This window comes from Rahnella inusitata (assembly GCF_018288855.1).
Taxonomy (GTDB): domain Bacteria; phylum Pseudomonadota; class Gammaproteobacteria; order Enterobacterales; family Enterobacteriaceae; genus Rahnella; species Rahnella inusitata.
This window is the reverse complement of record NZ_CP065024.1, coordinates 774,219-789,280: the sequence shown is the minus strand read 5'-3', so window position 1 is coordinate 789,280 and position 15,062 is coordinate 774,219. Positions and strand designations below refer to the sequence as shown.

General features: G+C 48.6%; 30 protein-coding genes and 1 pseudogene. 1 reads left to right on the top strand and 30 read right to left on the bottom strand.

Annotation, left to right across the window (positions count from 1 at the left end):
- Positions 1-32: 32 nt before the first annotated feature.
- Positions 33-449, top strand: coding sequence for a large-conductance mechanosensitive channel protein MscL (gene mscL / locus I2123_RS03650; RefSeq protein ID WP_112168260.1), 417 nt, complete (start codon positions 33-35; stop codon positions 447-449).
- A gap of 5 nt (positions 450-454) precedes the next feature.
- On the opposite strand, the pseudogene I2123_RS03645 reads toward mscL, so the two are convergent.
- The 30 genes and pseudogenes from I2123_RS03645 to rplC all read right to left on the bottom strand — a co-directional run bounded on the left by I2123_RS03645 (position 455) and on the right by rplC (position 15,039).
- Positions 455-679 (bottom strand): annotated as a pseudogene (locus tag I2123_RS03645) (alternative ribosome-rescue factor A).
- Between the two features lie 81 nt (positions 680-760).
- Positions 761-1,177, bottom strand: coding sequence for a Zn(2+)-responsive transcriptional regulator (gene zntR / locus I2123_RS03640; protein WP_112168258.1), 417 nt, complete (start codon positions 1,175-1,177; stop codon positions 761-763).
- 2 nt (positions 1,178-1,179) lie between these two features.
- Positions 1,180-1,548, bottom strand: coding sequence for a DnaJ family domain-containing protein (locus tag I2123_RS03635; RefSeq protein WP_213051828.1), 369 nt, complete (start codon positions 1,546-1,548; stop codon positions 1,180-1,182).
- 160 nt (positions 1,549-1,708) lie between these two features.
- Positions 1,709-2,098 carry a 50S ribosomal protein L17 gene (gene rplQ / locus I2123_RS03630; protein WP_013573706.1) on the bottom strand — a complete coding sequence of 130 codons (390 nt, stop codon included), beginning with the start codon at positions 2,096-2,098 and terminating at the stop codon, positions 1,709-1,711.
- A gap of 40 nt (positions 2,099-2,138) precedes the next feature.
- Complete coding sequence (locus tag I2123_RS03625) at positions 2,139-3,128, bottom strand: DNA-directed RNA polymerase subunit alpha (RefSeq protein WP_002919219.1); 990 nt, start codon at positions 3,126-3,128, stop codon at positions 2,139-2,141.
- Positions 3,129-3,153: 25 nt separating this feature from the next.
- Entirely contained in the window at positions 3,154-3,774 is a 621-nt protein-coding gene (gene rpsD, locus I2123_RS03620; protein ID WP_056778049.1) for a 30S ribosomal protein S4, read from the bottom strand.
- 30 nt (positions 3,775-3,804) lie between these two features.
- On the bottom strand, positions 3,805-4,194 hold the full coding sequence (gene rpsK / locus I2123_RS03615) for a 30S ribosomal protein S11 (RefSeq protein WP_004929731.1): 390 nt from the start codon (positions 4,192-4,194) through the stop codon (positions 3,805-3,807).
- 17 nt (positions 4,195-4,211) lie between these two features.
- Positions 4,212-4,568: a 30S ribosomal protein S13 gene (gene rpsM, locus I2123_RS03610; RefSeq protein ID WP_013573704.1), complete on the bottom strand. Its 357-nt coding sequence runs from the start codon at positions 4,566-4,568 to the stop codon at positions 4,212-4,214.
- Positions 4,569-4,716: 148 nt separating this feature from the next.
- Positions 4,717-4,833, bottom strand: a complete 117-nt coding sequence (rpmJ, locus tag I2123_RS03605; protein ID WP_012768118.1) for a 50S ribosomal protein L36 — start codon at positions 4,831-4,833, stop codon at positions 4,717-4,719.
- A gap of 33 nt (positions 4,834-4,866) precedes the next feature.
- Complete coding sequence (gene secY / locus I2123_RS03600) at positions 4,867-6,198, bottom strand: preprotein translocase subunit SecY (RefSeq protein WP_034793668.1); 1,332 nt, start codon at positions 6,196-6,198, stop codon at positions 4,867-4,869.
- Positions 6,199-6,205: 7 nt separating this feature from the next.
- The gene (gene rplO / locus I2123_RS03595) at positions 6,206-6,640 is read right to left on the bottom strand and encodes a 50S ribosomal protein L15 (RefSeq protein WP_056778046.1); all 435 of its coding nucleotides are present in this window, start codon (positions 6,638-6,640) and stop codon (positions 6,206-6,208) included.
- Positions 6,641-6,643: 3 nt separating this feature from the next.
- Positions 6,644-6,823, bottom strand: a complete 180-nt coding sequence (gene rpmD, locus I2123_RS03590) for a 50S ribosomal protein L30 (RefSeq protein WP_013573701.1) — start codon at positions 6,821-6,823, stop codon at positions 6,644-6,646.
- A 6-nt stretch (positions 6,824-6,829) separates the two neighbouring features.
- Positions 6,830-7,330 carry a 30S ribosomal protein S5 gene (gene rpsE, locus I2123_RS03585; RefSeq protein WP_013573700.1) on the bottom strand — a complete coding sequence of 167 codons (501 nt, stop codon included), beginning with the start codon at positions 7,328-7,330 and terminating at the stop codon, positions 6,830-6,832.
- Positions 7,331-7,344: 14 nt separating this feature from the next.
- Positions 7,345-7,698, bottom strand: a complete 354-nt coding sequence (gene rplR / locus I2123_RS03580) for a 50S ribosomal protein L18 (protein WP_034793671.1) — start codon at positions 7,696-7,698, stop codon at positions 7,345-7,347.
- Between the two features lie 9 nt (positions 7,699-7,707).
- Entirely contained in the window at positions 7,708-8,241 is a 534-nt protein-coding gene (gene rplF / locus I2123_RS03575; RefSeq protein WP_112168256.1) for a 50S ribosomal protein L6, read from the bottom strand.
- Positions 8,242-8,254: 13 nt separating this feature from the next.
- Positions 8,255-8,647, bottom strand: coding sequence for a 30S ribosomal protein S8 (gene rpsH / locus I2123_RS03570; RefSeq protein ID WP_112168255.1), 393 nt, complete (start codon positions 8,645-8,647; stop codon positions 8,255-8,257).
- A gap of 33 nt (positions 8,648-8,680) precedes the next feature.
- Complete coding sequence (gene rpsN, locus I2123_RS03565; RefSeq protein WP_013573696.1) at positions 8,681-8,986, bottom strand: 30S ribosomal protein S14; 306 nt, start codon at positions 8,984-8,986, stop codon at positions 8,681-8,683.
- 13 nt (positions 8,987-8,999) lie between these two features.
- Positions 9,000-9,539, bottom strand: a complete 540-nt coding sequence (gene rplE / locus I2123_RS03560) for a 50S ribosomal protein L5 (protein ID WP_013573695.1) — start codon at positions 9,537-9,539, stop codon at positions 9,000-9,002.
- A gap of 14 nt (positions 9,540-9,553) precedes the next feature.
- Positions 9,554-9,868: a 50S ribosomal protein L24 gene (gene rplX, locus I2123_RS03555; protein WP_056778037.1), complete on the bottom strand. Its 315-nt coding sequence runs from the start codon at positions 9,866-9,868 to the stop codon at positions 9,554-9,556.
- A gap of 11 nt (positions 9,869-9,879) precedes the next feature.
- A complete protein-coding gene (rplN, locus tag I2123_RS03550; protein WP_008457164.1) occupies positions 9,880-10,251 on the bottom strand; it encodes a 50S ribosomal protein L14 in 372 nt (123 codons plus the stop codon).
- Between the two features lie 169 nt (positions 10,252-10,420).
- On the bottom strand, positions 10,421-10,675 hold the full coding sequence (rpsQ, locus tag I2123_RS03545; protein WP_014333604.1) for a 30S ribosomal protein S17: 255 nt from the start codon (positions 10,673-10,675) through the stop codon (positions 10,421-10,423).
- Positions 10,675-10,866 (bottom strand): 50S ribosomal protein L29, encoded by a 192-nt coding sequence (gene rpmC, locus I2123_RS03540; protein ID WP_013573692.1) that lies wholly within the window; start codon positions 10,864-10,866, stop codon positions 10,675-10,677. Before rpmC ends, rpsQ begins: the two co-directional genes overlap by 1 nt.
- A complete protein-coding gene (gene rplP, locus I2123_RS03535) occupies positions 10,866-11,276 on the bottom strand; it encodes a 50S ribosomal protein L16 (protein WP_009639183.1) in 411 nt (136 codons plus the stop codon). The genes rpmC and rplP overlap by 1 nt, the downstream gene beginning before the upstream one ends.
- Before the next feature lie 12 nt (positions 11,277-11,288).
- Positions 11,289-11,987: a 30S ribosomal protein S3 gene (rpsC, locus tag I2123_RS03530; protein ID WP_104923583.1), complete on the bottom strand. Its 699-nt coding sequence runs from the start codon at positions 11,985-11,987 to the stop codon at positions 11,289-11,291.
- 17 nt (positions 11,988-12,004) lie between these two features.
- Positions 12,005-12,337 carry a 50S ribosomal protein L22 gene (rplV, locus tag I2123_RS03525; protein ID WP_004391423.1) on the bottom strand — a complete coding sequence of 111 codons (333 nt, stop codon included), beginning with the start codon at positions 12,335-12,337 and terminating at the stop codon, positions 12,005-12,007.
- Between the two features lie 14 nt (positions 12,338-12,351).
- Positions 12,352-12,630: a 30S ribosomal protein S19 gene (rpsS, locus tag I2123_RS03520; protein WP_004929772.1), complete on the bottom strand. Its 279-nt coding sequence runs from the start codon at positions 12,628-12,630 to the stop codon at positions 12,352-12,354.
- 14 nt (positions 12,631-12,644) lie between these two features.
- Positions 12,645-13,469 (bottom strand): 50S ribosomal protein L2, encoded by an 825-nt coding sequence (gene rplB, locus I2123_RS03515; protein WP_112168254.1) that lies wholly within the window; start codon positions 13,467-13,469, stop codon positions 12,645-12,647.
- Between the two features lie 19 nt (positions 13,470-13,488).
- Complete coding sequence (gene rplW, locus I2123_RS03510; protein ID WP_056778023.1) at positions 13,489-13,791, bottom strand: 50S ribosomal protein L23; 303 nt, start codon at positions 13,789-13,791, stop codon at positions 13,489-13,491.
- Positions 13,788-14,393 carry a 50S ribosomal protein L4 gene (gene rplD / locus I2123_RS03505; protein WP_009639177.1) on the bottom strand — a complete coding sequence of 202 codons (606 nt, stop codon included), beginning with the start codon at positions 14,391-14,393 and terminating at the stop codon, positions 13,788-13,790. The genes rplW and rplD overlap by 4 nt, the downstream gene beginning before the upstream one ends.
- Positions 14,394-14,409: 16 nt before the next feature.
- Positions 14,410-15,039, bottom strand: coding sequence for a 50S ribosomal protein L3 (gene rplC, locus I2123_RS03500; protein WP_056778020.1), 630 nt, complete (start codon positions 15,037-15,039; stop codon positions 14,410-14,412).
- Positions 15,040-15,062 lie beyond the last annotated feature (23 nt).

The following is a 15,062-nucleotide window of genomic DNA, read 5'->3' as shown; positions in this document are numbered from 1 at the left end:
ACACAATTGTTGAATTTGCCAAGGAGAGTTTTATGAGTTTTATGAAAGAGTTTCGTGAGTTTGCCATGCGAGGCAACGTGGTTGACCTGGCCGTTGGTGTGATCATCGGTGCTGCTTTTGGGAAAATCGTATCATCGCTGGTCGCTGATATTATTATGCCACCGCTGGGCTTGCTGATTGGCGGGGTAGACTTTAAACAGTTTGCGTTAGTGCTCAGAGAAGCTCAGGGAACCGTACCCGCAGTTGTAATGCATTACGGTGTCTTCATCCAGAATATTTTTGACTTCATTATCGTCGCATTAGCTATCTTCTGCGCAATTACGTTCATGAATAAAATGCGTCGTAAAAAGGAAGATGTGCCAGCTGCACCACCGAAGCCGACGGCTGAAGAAACACTATTAGCTGAAATACGCGACTTATTGAAAGAACAACAGACACCGAAATTCTAACGAACTCAGTGCACTAAATTACCCTGCTTTAAGAAGGGCAGTGTTGAATATTCGAACGAACACTTAACACTGCCCTCCAGATAACTTCCTTTCCCATTCTTTTCTATACGGCGGTAACTGCCTTTCCCTTTCTGGTTCTTTTCAATGCGTTGCTTAAACAGTGGGTCATGTAAAAGTGCTTACAATGCATTATCCTGAATTGTGCCTCTTTGATGCTTATAGTTACTCATAGATTCCTCTGTGTAAAAAAAGATCACTGCATAAAATGCCAGCGAATCATACTGCCTTCATCCCTTCTTCGAAAGCGGTTTTTATGCCACCTTCCCAGCCCCATCCTCTAATGCTTCTAAAATTGAACAACTGACGCTGGAATGAGCTGAGCCGCAGCAGGCTTTGCTCAACCTCTGTAACGATTCTCGCATCTGCATCAGTTCCTTAAGTTTAAGCTCCACCTCGGCAAGTCGTTCTTCTACAATGGACTTCGACTCCTGGCAGGTGTGGTGCGCTGGATCGATACGGATTGAAAGCAGCTCCTTTATTGCTTCAAGTGTAAATCCCGTCGATTTTGCATAACGAATGAAACGCAGTCTCTGCAGGTCACTGTCATCGTACTGGCGATACCCTGAGCCATTACGCACCGTTGAGCTCATCATTCCCTGTTTTTCATAGTAGCGAATGGTGTCGTTAGAGACATTGGCGAGCCTGGCCAATTCACCGATTTTGAACATAATTAATCACCATTAAACTTTTTATTTAGCTCATGCTGGTAGCGACCATCAAGAAAATCCACACTAATGCCCGCCTGCTGTAGTCGCAACTTGAGAATTTTAAGCCTTCTGTTAATGACACAATACTCGGGATTATCAGGTACCACGCTTTTCAGCATATGATCTAACTCGATAGCTTCCTTCCTGTCTTGCAGTTCGGGAGGTAAGTATCCTGCATTTTTCAGAATACGATAAGCGGTTCGCAGCTCTTCAGGTACAGTACTATCGTCATCTAAAACCAGTGGTTTGCCCCTGCCAGCTAAATTATCAAACTCACCGTTATCACTGGCATCCTTGATGTGTTTTTCAACCCATTGATCAATAAGAAACATAACTATGACCTCTGCGATCTCCCTGAATTCATTCCGTTAGCATAGCGCGAATAACAGATTAATTCTGGATGGGATAAATATAGGGAGGTTTTGAAAGGAGGAGGACGAATTTTAGATGTAAAAAAACCGGGCAAGCCCGGTTTTTTCATGCATCTACAGATTATTCAGCAGTTGCTACTTCTGCTTTTGACTCTGCACGATCAACGAGCTCGATGTATGCCATCGGCGCATTGTCGCCTGCACGGAAGCCACACTTAAGAATACGAGTGTAACCACCGGCACGGCTCGCGAAACGCGGGCCCAGTTCATTAAACAGTTTTGCCACGATCTCGTTATCACGAGTACGGGCGAATGCCAGACGACGATTTGCAACGTTGTCGGTCTTGGCAAGAGTAATCAGCGGCTCAACAACGCGACGCAGCTCTTTCGCTTTCGGCAGGGTCGTCTTGATGATCTCATGACGAACCAAAGAGCCGGCCATGTTACGGAACATAGCCTGTCGGTGGCTGCTGTTACGGTTCAGTTGACGACCACTCTTACGATGGCGCATGACCTTATCCTTCTCAGTAAAACCTTAACCTGTGATCCGGTTACTCGTCAGCAATACTTGCTGGTGGCCAGTTTTCCAGGCGCATGCCTAGTGACAAACCACGGGACGCAAGTACGTCTTTGATCTCAGTAAGAGATTTTTTACCCAGGTTAGGTGTTTTAAGTAACTCAACCTCGGTACGCTGTACCAGATCACCGATGTAGTGGATTGCTTCTGCCTTAAGGCAGTTAGCAGAGCGGACAGTCAATTCCAGATCGTCAACAGGGCGCAGCAGGATTGGATCGAATTCCGGCTTCTCTTCTTTGACTTCCGGTTGACGTACATCACGTAAATCAACGAAAGCTTCAAGTTGTTCAGCAAGAATGGTTGCCGCACGACGGATCGCCTCTTCAGGATCGATCGTGCCGTTGGTTTCCATTTCGATAACCAGCTTGTCCAAATCGGTACGCTGTTCTACACGCGCTGCTTCAACATTGTAGGCAATTCGCTCTACAGGGCTGTAGCATGCATCTACTAACAGACGACCAATTGGGCGCTCATCTTCTTCCGAATGAATTCGGGCAGACGCCGGTACATAACCACGACCACGTTGAACTTTGATACGCATGCTAATAGCAGCGTTTTCATCGGTCAGGTGGCAAATGACATGTTGCGGCTTGACGATTTCGACATCACCATCATGGGTAATGTCGGCTGCAGTCACAGGGCCAATGCCAGACTTATTCAGGGTAAGAATAACTTCATCTTTCCCTTGAACTCTCACCGCCAGCCCTTTCAGGTTGAGCAGGATTTCCAGGATATCTTCCTGTACGCCTTCTTTGGTGCTGTACTCATGTAGTACACCATCAATCTCAACCTCGGTCACCGCGCAACCCGGCATGGATGAAAGCAGAATACGGCGCAGTGCGTTGCCTAAAGTATGGCCAAAGCCACGTTCTAAAGGCTCAAGGGTCACCTTGGCGTGCGTCGAACTGACTTGCTCGATATCTACCAGGCGCGGTTTTAGAAACTCTGTCACAGAACCCTGCATTGTGTCCTCTCTTTGGTACTAAGCTTTACTTAGAGTAAAGCTCGACGATCAGGTGTTCGTTAATGTCGGAAGACAGATCAGTACGTTCAGGCATACGCTTGAACACACCTTCCATCTTAGCAGCATCAACTTCAAGCCAAGTCGGCTTTTCACGCTGTTCAGCCAACTCCAAAGCGGCCTTCACGCGAGATTGCTTTTTAGCTTTCTCTCGGATGCTGACAACGTCATTCGGAGATACCTGATAAGAAGCGATGTTAACAACGCGACCGTTTACCATGATAGCTTTGTGGCTAACTAACTGGCGCGATTCCGCACGAGTAGCGCCGAAGCCCATACGATAAACAACGTTGTCCAAACGACCTTCCAGGAGTTGCAACAGGTTTTCACCGGTGTTGCCTTTCAGGCGTGCTGCTTCTTTATAATAGTTACGGAACTGACGCTCAAGAACACCGAAGATACGGCGAACTTTTTGCTTTTCACGTAACTGTACACCGTAATCAGACAGACGCGGTTTACGCGCACCATGCTGACCAGGAGCTTGTTCAATTTTACACTTGGTATCGATCGCGCGAACGCCAGATTTAAGGAATAAATCTGTGCCCTCACGACGGCTAAGCTTGAGCTTAGGACCCAAATATCTTGCCATTTTCTCTCTCCAACAAACCTAAAAGCAGCGTTATACGCGACGCTTTTTCGGCGGACGACAACCGTTATGAGGGATAGGAGTCACATCAGTAATATTAGTGATGCGGAAACCAGCCGCGTTTAACGCGCGGATAGTAGACTCACGACCAGGACCAGGTCCTTTAACCATAACTTCCAGATTCTTGATACCGTATTCTTTCACTGCATCTGCGCAGCGCTCTGCTGCAACCTGAGCTGCGAACGGAGTGGATTTACGAGAACCACGGAAACCGGAACCACCAGCTGTTGCCCAACCCAAAGCATTACCCTGACGATCGGTAATGGTAACAATGGTGTTGTTGAAAGAAGCATGGATATGAGCCACGCCGTCAGAGACTTGTTTTCTTACACGTTTACGTGTACGAACAGGTGCCTTTGCCATTTATTCAATCACCCCGATTATTTCTTGATCGGTTTACGCGGACCCTTACGGGTACGTGCGTTAGTCTTGGTACGCTGACCGCGTACTGGAAGACCACGACGATGACGCAAACCACGATAAGTTCCAAGGTCCATAAGACGCTTGATGCTCAGGGTGACTTCACGACGCAGATCACCTTCAACAATGAACTTGGCAACTTCGTCACGCAGTTTTTCGATTTGCTCTTCAGACAGCTCACTGATCTTAACATTTTCAGCAATACCGGATGCAGCACAGATAGACTGTGAGCGGGTTTTGCCGATGCCGTAGATCGAAGTTAATGCGATCACGGTATGTTTCTGATCAGGAATGTTAATGCCTGCTATACGGGCCACTATGCACTCCTACTATTTATATACGGCAACACCATTCTGAAAAGCCCGTTTTCAGGATACTCAAATAGTGTTGCTGCTTACATACAAAAGATTGGCTGGCTAATCTAGCCAGCTCAACCCAACTTTGCAAGAAAAATATGCGAGATAATCAGCCTTGACGCTGTTTATGCTTCGGTTCTGCGCTGCAGATTACGCGAACGATACCGTTACGCTTAACAATTTTGCAGTTACGACATAATTTCTTGACGGAAGCACGAACTTTCATTTTTACTCTCCGTAACTTCTCAAACGCACCTGATTAGCGGTTATAGCCTTTCAGGTTTGCTTTCTTCAATGCAGACTCGTACTGACTTGACATCATCAGAGTTTGCACTTGAGCCATAAAGTCCATAATGACGACGACTACGATGAGTAGTGAAGTACCACCAAAGTAGAATGGAACTTTCATCGCGTCACGCATGAACTCCGGGATAAGGCAGATGAAAGTAATATACATCGCACCGATTAAGGTTAAACGAGTCATTACTTTATCGATGTACTTCGCCGTTTGCTCTCCCGGACGAATTCCTGGTACAAATGCACCGGACTTCTTCAGGTTATCTGCTGTCTCACGCGGGTTGAACACCAACGCAGTATAAAAGAAACAGAAGAAGATGATTGCAGTCGCATAGAGTAACACATAAAGCGGTTGTCCAGGCTGCAAATACAGCGAAATCGTAGTCAGCCAGTTCCAACCAGTCCCGCCCCCAAACCATGATGCAATCGTGGCAGGGAACAGAATGATGCTGGAAGCGAAGATAGCAGGAATAACACCAGCCATATTCACTTTCAACGGTAAGTGCGTGCTCTGTGCTGCATAGACACGACGACCTTGTTGACGTTTAGCGTAGTTAACGACGATACGACGTTGACCACGTTCAACAAACACCACAAAGAAAGTCACTGCAAACACTAAAACTGCAACCAACAGCAACAGGAGGAAGTGCAGGTCGCCTTGCCGAGCTTGTTCGATAGTATGGGCAACTGCTGGCGGGAGACCCGCTACGATACCGGCAAAGATAATGATTGAAATACCGTTACCGATACCTCTTTCAGTAATCTGCTCACCCAGCCACATCAGGAACATTGTCCCGGTAACCAAGCTAACAACTGCAGTAAAGTAGAACGCAAAGCCTGGATTTAACACCAGGCCCTGCATACCAGGCATGTTCGGAAGACCGGTAGCAATACCAATCGACTGGAACACAGCCAATACCAGCGTACCGTAACGGGTGTACTGGCTAATCTTACGACGGCCAGCCTCCCCTTCTTTCTTTATTTCTGCTAACGCTGGATGAACCACTGTTAACAGCTGGATAATGATCGATGCCGAAATGTACGGCATGATTCCCAGAGCAAAGATAGAAGCACGGCTAAGGGCGCCACCAGAGAACATGTTAAACATTTCAATGATGGTGCCTCTTTGCTGTTCGAGCAATTTGGCAAGTACAGTGGCATCAATACCAGGGATCGGAATAAAAGAGCCGATACGGAAAACAATCAGCGCACCGATAACAAACAAAAGTCTGCGCTTCAGTTCGCCTAGTCCACCCTTGGCACTTTGGAAATCTAACCCCGGTTGCTTAGCCATCTGCTACTTATTCCTCAATTTTACCGCCAGCAGCTTCGATAGCAACACGAGCGCCTTTGGTGACACGCAAACCACGCAGAGTTACCGCACGACCGACTTCGCCTGAAAGGATTACTTTCGCGAATTCGATCTGGATACCAACTACGTTAGCGGCTTTCAGCGCGTTCAGGTCGATCACGTCGCCTTCCACCAGAGCCAGTTCAGACAGACGTACTTCTGCCGTAATCATAGCTTTGCGGGAGGTGAAGCCGAATTTCGGCAAACGACGATATAAAGGCATCTGACCACCTTCAAAACCACGACGTACGCCACCGCCAGAACGTGAGTTCTGACCTTTGTGACCACGACCAGCGGTTTTACCCAGGCCAGAACCAATACCACGACCTACACGCTTAGGCGCTTGTTTGGCACCATCAGCCGGAGACAGAGTATTTAAACGCATCTCTTACTCCTCAACCTTAACCATGTAGGAAACCAGGTTGATCATACCGCGTACAGCAGGAGTATCCTCGCGCTCAACGGTGTGACCAATACGACGCAGACCCAGGCCCAGCAGAGTAGCTTTATGCTTCGGCAGACGGCCAATGGAACTGCGAGTTTGTGTAACTTTAATAGTCTTTGCCATGGTTAATTACCCCAGAATTTCTTCAACGGATTTACCACGCTTGGCAGCGACCATTTGTGGGGATTTCATATTTGCCAGAGCATCAATAGTTGCACGAACCACGTTGATCGGGTTTGTAGAACCATAAGCTTTAGCCAATACGTTATGTACCCCTGCAACTTCCAGGACGGCGCGCATTGCACCACCGGCGATAATACCGGTACCTTCGGAAGCCGGCTGCATGAACACACGGGAACCCGTATGAGCACCTTTAACAGGATGCTGCAGGGTGCCGCTGTTCAGCGCGACATTCATCATGTTGCGACGGGCTTTTTCCATCGCTTTCTGGATCGCTGCCGGAACTTCGCGTGCTTTGCCGTAGCCAAAACCAACGCGACCGTTACCATCACCAACTACTGTCAGTGCGGTAAAGCTGAAGATACGGCCACCTTTTACGGTTTTAGATACGCGGTTTACCGCGATCAGCTTTTCCTGCAGTTCGCCAGCTTGTTTTTCGATGTGAGCCATCTTAAACCTCTTCCTTAGAACTGAAGGCCAGCTTCACGGGCAGCATCTGCCAGTGCCTGGACTCGACCATGATATTGGAAACCGGAACGGTCAAAGGATACTTTCGTGATCCCTTTTTCCAATGCGCGTTCTGCGATAGCTTTACCTACAGCAGTGGCAGCATCTTTGTTGCCGGTATACTTCAGTTGCTCAGTAATAGTTTTTTCTACAGTAGATGCAGCAACTAATACTTCGGAACCGTTTGGAGCGATGACCTGTGCGTAAATATGACGCGGGGTACGATGTACCACCAGGCGAGTCGCACCCAATTCCTTGAGCTTGCGGCGTGCGCGGGTCGCACGACGGATACGAGCAGATTTCTTATCCATAGTGTTACCTTACTTCTTCTTAGCCTCTTTGGTACGCACGACTTCGTCGGCGTAACGGACACCCTTGCCTTTATAAGGCTCAGGACGACGGTAGGCACGTAAATCTGCAGCAACCTGACCAATGACTTGTTTATCAGCGCCTTTCAGCACGATTTCAGTCTGGGTCGGACATTCTGCAGTAACGCCTTCCGGCAATTGGTGATCGACCGGGTGAGAGAAGCCTAAGGCTAAATTCACCACGTTGCCTTTAACAGCAGCACGATAACCAACACCTACCAATTGAAGCTTTTTAGTGAAGCCGTCGGTAACACCTATAACCATTGAGTTCAACAGTGCACGAGTGGTACCCGCTTGGGCCCATCCGTCTACAAAACCTTCGTTTGGACCGAAAGTCAGTGTATTTTCTTCCTGTTTAACAACAACGGCGTCATGGATAGTACGTGACAGCTCGCCGTTTTTACCCTTAATCGAAATAACCTGACCGTTGAGTTTTACCTCTACGCCGGCAGGAATGACGACGGGTGCTTTTGCAACACGAGACATGCTTTCCTCCCGATTAAGCTACGTAGCAGATAATCTCGCCACCAAGACCAGCCTGGCGAGCTGAACGATCAGTCATAACACCTTTAGAGGTAGAAATAACAGCGATACCCATACCGGCCATAACTTTTGGCAGCTCATCTTTTTTCTTGTAGATGCGCAGACCAGGACGGCTGATACGTTGAATGCTTTCTACCACTGCCTTGCCCTGGAAGTACTTCAGTACTAATTCCAGTTCAGGTTTGGCGTCGCCTTCGATTTTAAATTCTTCAATATAGCCTTCTTCCTTCAGCACGTTGGCAATAGCCACTTTCAGCTTGGAGGAAGGCATGGTGACCGCAACTTTGTTCGCGGCTTGACCGTTACGGATACGGGTCAGCATATCCGCGATCGGATCTTGCATGCTCATCTGTCTTTACTCCCGTGATTCAATTGGTGACAATTACCAGCTAGCCTTTTTAAGACCCGGAATTTCACCGCGCATAGCGGCTTCACGGACCTTAATACGGCTCAACCCGAACTTCCGCAGGAAAGCATGCGGACGACCAGTTTGACGGCAGCGGTTACGCTGACGAGACGGGCTGGAATCACGCGGCAGAGACTGCAGCTTAAGAACCGCATCCCAACGATCTTCGTCGGATGAGTTCACACCAGAGATAATAGCTTTCAATTCCTCGCGTTTAGCGCGGTATTTATCAGCCAGTTTTACGCGAACGACTTCGCGTGCTTTCATGGATTGCTTAGCCATTAGTAACCCTGCCTTACTTGCGGAACGGGAAGTTAAAGGCTGTCAGCAATGCACGGCCTTCATCATCGGATTTCGCAGTAGTGGTGATAGTAATATCTAAACCACGAACGCGATCGACTTTATCATAATCGATTTCCGGGAAGATGATCTGTTCACGCACGCCCATGCTGTAGTTACCACGACCATCGAAAGACTTAGCAGACAAGCCGCGGAAGTCACGAATACGTGGTACAGCAATGGAGACCAGACGCTCAAAGAACTCCCACATGCGTTCGCCGCGGAGGGTTACTTTACAGCCGATCGGATAGCCCTGACGGATTTTGAAGCCTGCAACTGATTTGCGTGCTTTGGTGATCAACGGTTTTTGACCGGAGATTGCTGCCAGGTCAGCTGCTGCGTTATCCAGCAGTTTCTTGTCAGCGATCGCTTCACCAACACCCATGTTCAGGGTGATCTTCTCGACCCGAGGGACTTGCATGACAGAATTGTAACCAAACTCAGCCATGAGTTTTTTTACGACATCGTCTTTGTAGTAATCATGCAGTTTCGCCATCGTACTACTCCAAATTACTTGATAGTTACGCTGTTAGACTTGAAGAAACGTACTTTTTTGCCGTCTTCGAATCTAAAGCCTACACGGTCCGCCTTGCCAGTAGCCGTGTTGAAGAGAGCAACGTTAGAAACCGGAATTGCAGCTTCTTTTTCAACGATGCCACCTGGTTGGTTCAGGGCCGGTACAGGCTTCTGATGTTTCTTAACCAGGTTGATACCTTCAACAATGACCTTACCAGAAGTCAGGACATTTTTTACTTTACCGCGCTTACCTTTATCTTTACCGGTAAGCAGGATAACTTCGTCATCACGACGGATTTTCGCTGCCATGGTTTCGCTCCTTAGAGTACTTCTGGTGCCAGAGAGATAATTTTCATGAACTTCTCATTACGCAGTTCACGAGTTACCGGCCCAAAAATACGCGTGCCGATTGGCTGTTCGCTGTTATTGTTTAAAATAACGCAAGCATTACCATCGAAGCGAATGACAGAACCGTCCGGGCGACGAACACCCTTCTTGGTGCGCACCACTACCGCCTTCAGCACATCGCCTTTCTTCACCTTACCGCGAGGAATTGCTTCCTTGATGGTAATTTTGATGATGTCGCCGACGCCTGCGTAGCGACGGTGCGAGCCACCTAGAACCTTGATACACATTACGCGACGTGCACCGGAGTTGTCGGCCACGGTCAGCATAGTCTGTTCTTGGATCATGTTAGTGCTCCGCTAATGTCAACTACAACTTAGGACCCAGGATAGGTCATTAAGAAATCCCCACAATATGAGGGCGCGGCATTATAACACCGGTTCCCGACTATGGGTAGAAAAAATAAACGGCTCACGTGCATGAGCCGTTTATCTATTTTTGAGAAGCGCTACTGTATTACAGAATCGCTTTCTCTACAACGCGAACCAAGGTCCAAGACTTAGTCTTAGACAGTGGACGGCATTCGCTGATTTCAACAACGTCACCGATACCACATTCATTGTTCTCGTCATGTACGTGCAATTTGGTCGTACGTTTGATGAATTTCCCGTAAATTGGGTGCTTCACCACACGCTCAATCGCAACAACGATGGATTTCTCCATTTTGTCACTGATTACACGACCCTGCAGAGTACGGATCTTATCAGTCATTACGCACCCGCCTTTTCAGTCAGTAAAGTTTTCACACGTGCAACATCACGACGCACTTGTTTCAACAGGTGTGTTTGCTGCAACTGGCCGCTTGCCGTTTGCATGCGCAGGTTAAACTGCTCACGCAAAAGGTTCAGCAACTCAGTGTTCAGCTCTTCCACGCTTTTTTCGCGCAGCTCTTGTGCTTTCATTACATCACCGTCTTAGTTACAAAGGTGGTTTTGATAGGCAGTTTGGCTGCTGCCAGCTGGAAGGCTTCACGAGCCAGCTCTTCAGGCACACCGTCCATTTCATACAGGACTTTACCAGGCTGAATCAAAGCAACCCAATACTCTACGTTGCCTTTACCTTTACCCATACGAACTTCGAGCGGTTTCTCGGTGATCGGTTTGTCCGGGAATACTCGGATCCAGATCTTACCTTGACGCTTAACTGCACGGGTCATCGCACGACGTGCTGCTTCAATTTGACGAGCAGTCAGACGACCACGGCCAACAGCTTTCAGACCGTAAGTGCCGAAGCTCACATCCGTACCTTGCGCAAGACCACGGTTGCGGCCCTTGTGCACCTTACGGAATTTTGTACGCTTTGGTTGTAACATCAGCGACTCTCCTTACTTGCGGCCTTTACGCTGCTGCTTTTTAGGTTGAGCAGCCGGTTCCGGTTGTTCAACTGCAGCCATACCACCCAGGATCTCACCTTTGAAGATCCATACCTTAACGCCGATTACACCGTAAGTGGTGTGCGCTTCAGATGTGTTGTAATCGATATCCGCACGCAGTGTATGCAACGGAACACGACCTTCACGGTACCATTCGGTACGCGCGATTTCAGCACCGCCAAGGCGGCCGCTTACTTCAACTTTGATACCTTTAGCGCCAAGACGCATTGCGTTCTGTACAGCACGCTTCATAGCACGACGGAACATAACGCGACGTTCCAGCTGTGAAGTGATGCTGTCAGCAACCAATTTAGCGTCCAGTTCCGGTTTACGGATCTCGGCGATGTTAATCTGCGCAGGAACGCCAGCGATATCCGCTACGACCTTACGCAGTTTTTCGACATCTTCACCTTTCTTGCCGATAACGATGCCAGGACGAGCGGTGTGAATAGTCACACGGATGCTCTTCGCTGGACGCTCGATAACGATGCGAGAAACGGAAGCTTTCGCTAATTCCTTAGTCAGGAACTGGCGAACTTTAAAGTCGCTGTCCAGGTTGTCAGCGAAATCTTTGGTATTTGCATACCAAGTAGAATTCCAAGGTTTGACAATACCTAGGCGAATACCATTAGGATGTACTTTCTGACCCATTGCTAGTCTCCAGAGTCTCAGCGATCGGACACAACCACAGTAATGTGGCTGGTGCGCTTCAGGATGCGATCTGCACGACCTTTAGCACGCGGCATAATGCGCTTCATGCTTGGGCCTTCGTCTACGAAAATCTTCGTGACTTTCAGATCATCGATGTCAGCGCCATCGTTGTGTTCTGCGTTAGCAATGGCAGACTCCAGCACCTTCTTAACCAGACCAGCAGCTTTCTTGTTGGTGTAGGCCAAAGTTTCCAGAGCTTGCGACACTTTCTTACCGCGGATCAGGTCTGCAACAAGGCGAACCTTCTGAGCAGAAGAACGAGCGTGGCGATGTTTAGCTATAGTTTCCATCTCTTCCTCCTACCTTAGCGCTTTTTAGCTTTTTTATCAGCCGCATGGCCGCGATAAGTACGAGTCGGCGCGAATTCACCCAGTTTGTGACCGACCATTTCATCGGAAACGAACACTGGTACGTGCTGACGACCATTATGGACAGCGATGGTCAAACCGATCATGTTAGGAAAGATCGTTGAACGACGGGACCAAGTGCGCAAAGGCTTCTTGTCACCGCTTTCCACCGCTTTCTCTACCTTCTTCAGCAAGTGCAGGTCAATAAAAGGACCTTTCTTGAGAGAACGTGGCATGGCTTATCCTCTAATTATTTTTTACTACGGCGACGTACAATGAATTTATCAGTACGCTTGTTGCTACGGGTCTTCTTACCTTTGGTTTGAACGCCCCACGGGGTTACCGGGTGCTTACCAAAGTTACGACCTTCACCACCACCGTGTGGGTGATCGACTGGGTTCATCGCAGTACCGCGAACGGTAGGACGAATACCACGCCAACGACTTGCACCTGCTTTACCCAGAACGCGAAGCATGTGTTCAGAGTTACCGACTTCACCTAAGGTGGCGCGGCAATCAATCTGAACTTTACGCATTTCGCCAGAGCGCAGACGCAGAGTCACGTAGGAACCGTCACGAGCAACGATCTGAACGTAGGCACCAGCTGAGCGAGCCATCTGGCCGCCTTTACCTGGTTTCATTTCTACGTTGTGAACCGTTGAACCTACTGGGATGTTGCGCATAGGCAGGGTGTTACCTGTCTTGATTGCAGCATCAACACCAGATTGGATCTGATCACCTACTTTCAGGCCTTTCGGCGCCAGGATGTAACGGCGTTCGCCATCTTTGTACAGAACCAGCGCGATGTTCGCGGAACGGTTCGGATCGTACTCCAGACGCTCAACCACTGCAGCGATGCCATCTTTGTTGCGTTTGAAGTCAACAAGACGGTAATGCTGTTTGTGGCCACCACCGATATGACGGGTGGTGATACGGCCATTGTTGTTACGGCCACCGCTTTTGCTCAGTTTTTCAAGCAGCGGGGCAAAAGGTTTACCCTTATGCAGCTCAGGGTTAACCACTTTAACAACGTGGCGACGACCCGGAGATGTAGGTTTACATTTAACAATTGCCATTGTTTCTTACTCCTCCGACTTACTCAGCGCCGCTGATGAAGTCCAGATTCTGGCCTTCTTTCAGGGTGACGTAAGCTTTTTTCCAGTCGCTACGACGACCAACACGCTGACCCTGACGTTTCACTTTGCCTTTAACCAGCAAGGTGTTTACGTCTTCGACTTCGACTTCAAACAGTTTCGAAACCGCAGCTTTGATTTCTGCTTTAGTCGCGTCTTTGGCAACTTTGAGTACGATGGTGTTGTTCTTTTCCATCGCGGTAGAAGCTTTTTCAGAAACGTGCGGCGCGCGCAGCACTTTCAGCAGACGTTCTTCACGAATCATGCCAGCATCTCCTCAACTTGCTTCACAGCGTCAGCAGTCATAACCACTTTGTCGAAGGCGATCAGGCTTACTGGATCGATACCTGCTACATCGCGAACGTCAACCTTGTACAGGTTACGTGCGGCCAGGAACAGATTCTCGTCGACTTCGCCAGTTACAATCAGCACGTCTTCCAGAGCCATGTCTTTCAGTTTCTGTGCCAGCAGCTTAGTTTTAGGCGCTTCTACAGAGAACGTTTCGACAACGATCAGACGATCTTGACGTACCAGTTCGGACAGAATGCTTTTCAGCGCACCGCGGTACATCTTTTTATTTACTTTTTGACTGTGGTCCTGTGGCTTTGCAGCGAAGGTTACACCACCGGAACGCCAGATTGGGCTCTTTACAGAACCTGCACGCGCACGGCCAGTACCTTTCTGACGCCAAGGTTTTTTACCGGAACCAGTTACTTCAGCACGGGTCTTCTGAGCGCGAGTACCTTGACGGGCACCTGCTGCATAAGCAACAACGACCTGGTGTACAAGCGCTTCATTGAAATCACGCCCGAAGGTAGTTTCGGAAACAGTCAGCGCGCTTTGCGCGTCTTTCACTACTAATTCCATTCCTATCTCCTCGACGTTAAGCCTTAACAGCAGGTTTAACGATCAGGTTGCCACCGGTAGCACCCGGAACAGCACCCTTGACCAGTAGCAGGTTGCGCTCAGCATCAACACGTACTACATCCAGGCTCTGAACGGTTACACGTTCGTTACCCAGTTGGCCTGCCATTTTCTTACCTTTGAACACTTTACCTGGAGTCTGGTTCTGACCGATTGAACCATGTCCACGGTGTGCCAAGGAGTTACCATGGGTAGCATCTTGGGTACGGAAGTTCCAGCGCTTAACTGTGCCAGCAAAACCTTTACCTTTAGAAGTACCGGTAACATCGACTTTCTTAACGTCTGCGAAAATTTCAACGCTAATGTTCTGACCTGCAGTAAATTCTTCACCTTCTGCAAGGCGGAATTCCCACAGACCGCGGCCAGCTTCAACGCCAGCTTTAGCGAAGTGACCCGCTTCTGGTTTGGTTACACGGTTAGCTTTTTTGCTACCAGTAGTAACCTGCACAGCACGGTAACCATCGTTGTCCAGGTCTTTAACCTGAGTAACGCGGTTTGCTTCAATTTCGATAACGGTTACTGGGATAGAAACGCCATCTTCTGTGAAGATACGAGTCATGCCCACTTTCTTACCGACTAAACCAATCATTGTTTCAACCTCTCAATCGTCAA

Excerpts from the sequence above, each read along its gene's own strand:
- rplQ (WP_013573706.1), bottom strand. The coding sequence starts at position 2,098 with ATGCGCCATCGTAAGAGTGGTCGTCAACTGAACCGTAACAGCAGCCAC.
- I2123_RS03635 (WP_213051828.1), bottom strand. The coding sequence starts at position 1,548 with ATGTTTCTTATTGATCAATGGGTTGAAAAACACATCAAGGATGCCAGT.
- rplB (WP_112168254.1), bottom strand. The coding sequence starts at position 13,469 with ATGGCAATTGTTAAATGTAAACCTACATCTCCGGGTCGTCGCCACGTT.
- rplD (WP_009639177.1), bottom strand. The coding sequence starts at position 14,393 with ATGGAATTAGTAGTGAAAGACGCGCAAAGCGCGCTGACTGTTTCCGAA.
- I2123_RS03625 (WP_002919219.1), bottom strand. The coding sequence starts at position 3,128 with ATGCAGGGTTCTGTGACAGAGTTTCTAAAACCGCGCCTGGTAGATATC.
- rpmC (WP_013573692.1), bottom strand. The coding sequence starts at position 10,866 with ATGAAAGCACAAGAGCTGCGCGAAAAAAGCGTGGAAGAGCTGAACACT.
- rpsE (WP_013573700.1), bottom strand. The coding sequence starts at position 7,330 with ATGGCTCACATCGAAAAACAAGCTGGCGAACTGCAGGAAAAGCTGATC.
- rpmD (WP_013573701.1), bottom strand. The coding sequence starts at position 6,823 with ATGGCAAAGACTATTAAAGTTACACAAACTCGCAGTTCCATTGGCCGT.
- secY (WP_034793668.1), bottom strand. The coding sequence starts at position 6,198 with ATGGCTAAGCAACCGGGGTTAGATTTCCAAAGTGCCAAGGGTGGACTA.
- rplV (WP_004391423.1), bottom strand. The coding sequence starts at position 12,337 with ATGGAAACTATAGCTAAACATCGCCACGCTCGTTCTTCTGCTCAGAAG.
- rpmJ (WP_012768118.1), bottom strand. The coding sequence starts at position 4,833 with ATGAAAGTTCGTGCTTCCGTCAAGAAATTATGTCGTAACTGCAAAATT.
- rpsQ (WP_014333604.1), bottom strand. The coding sequence starts at position 10,675 with ATGACTGATAAGATCCGTACTCTGCAGGGTCGTGTAATCAGTGACAAA.
- zntR (WP_112168258.1), bottom strand. The coding sequence starts at position 1,177 with ATGTTCAAAATCGGTGAATTGGCCAGGCTCGCCAATGTCTCTAACGAC.
- rplC (WP_056778020.1), bottom strand. The coding sequence starts at position 15,039 with ATGATTGGTTTAGTCGGTAAGAAAGTGGGCATGACTCGTATCTTCACA.
- rplO (WP_056778046.1), bottom strand. The coding sequence starts at position 6,640 with ATGCGTTTAAATACTCTGTCTCCGGCTGATGGTGCCAAACAAGCGCCT.
- rplR (WP_034793671.1), bottom strand. The coding sequence starts at position 7,698 with ATGGATAAGAAATCTGCTCGTATCCGTCGTGCGACCCGCGCACGCCGC.
- rpsS (WP_004929772.1), bottom strand. The coding sequence starts at position 12,630 with ATGCCACGTTCTCTCAAGAAAGGTCCTTTTATTGACCTGCACTTGCTG.
- rplW (WP_056778023.1), bottom strand. The coding sequence starts at position 13,791 with ATGATTCGTGAAGAACGTCTGCTGAAAGTGCTGCGCGCGCCGCACGTT.
- rpsN (WP_013573696.1), bottom strand. The coding sequence starts at position 8,986 with ATGGCTAAGCAATCCATGAAAGCACGCGAAGTCGTTCGCGTAAAACTG.
- rplE (WP_013573695.1), bottom strand. The coding sequence starts at position 9,539 with ATGGCGAAACTGCATGATTACTACAAAGACGATGTCGTAAAAAAACTC.
- rplP (WP_009639183.1), bottom strand. The coding sequence starts at position 11,276 with ATGTTACAACCAAAGCGTACAAAATTCCGTAAGGTGCACAAGGGCCGC.
- mscL (WP_112168260.1), top strand. The coding sequence starts at position 33 with ATGAGTTTTATGAAAGAGTTTCGTGAGTTTGCCATGCGAGGCAACGTG.
- rplN (WP_008457164.1), bottom strand. The coding sequence starts at position 10,251 with ATGATCCAAGAACAGACTATGCTGACCGTGGCCGACAACTCCGGTGCA.
- rplF (WP_112168256.1), bottom strand. The coding sequence starts at position 8,241 with ATGTCTCGTGTTGCAAAAGCACCCGTCGTCATTCCTGCCGGCGTAGAG.
- rpsH (WP_112168255.1), bottom strand. The coding sequence starts at position 8,647 with ATGAGCATGCAAGATCCGATCGCGGATATGCTGACCCGTATCCGTAAC.
- rplX (WP_056778037.1), bottom strand. The coding sequence starts at position 9,868 with ATGGCAGCGAAAATCCGTCGTGATGACGAAGTTATCCTGCTTACCGGT.
- rpsK (WP_004929731.1), bottom strand. The coding sequence starts at position 4,194 with ATGGCAAAGGCACCTGTTCGTACACGTAAACGTGTAAGAAAACAAGTC.
- rpsC (WP_104923583.1), bottom strand. The coding sequence starts at position 11,987 with ATGGGTCAGAAAGTACATCCTAATGGTATTCGCCTAGGTATTGTCAAA.
- rpsD (WP_056778049.1), bottom strand. The coding sequence starts at position 3,774 with ATGGCAAGATATTTGGGTCCTAAGCTCAAGCTTAGCCGTCGTGAGGGC.